1 protein-coding gene is annotated in these 208 nt (G+C 47.1%); it reads left to right on the top strand.

The features are described from left to right. On the top strand, positions 1–208 hold a 208-nt coding region (locus LIZ87_RS22305), incomplete at both ends, for a YoaK family protein (RefSeq protein WP_227149248.1).

Below are 208 nucleotides of genomic sequence, written 5' to 3' on the forward strand. Positions count from 1 at the left end.
TGGAGCAATCCTTGCACTTTCCGGTGGATTCATGGATGCTTACTCTTATATGGAGCGTGGAGAAGTATTTGCCAATGCACAGACTGGAAACATGCTTCTCTTTGGAGTACATCTCTCTCAGGGAGACTTCCAGAACACACTGAAATACCTTTTCCCTGTACTCGCCTTTGCACTTGGAATCGCTCTTGCTGAAGTTGTCCGGGCTAAG

This window comes from Lacrimispora sp. 210928-DFI.3.58, assembly GCF_020554865.1.
Taxonomy (GTDB): domain Bacteria; phylum Bacillota; class Clostridia; order Lachnospirales; family Lachnospiraceae; genus Enterocloster.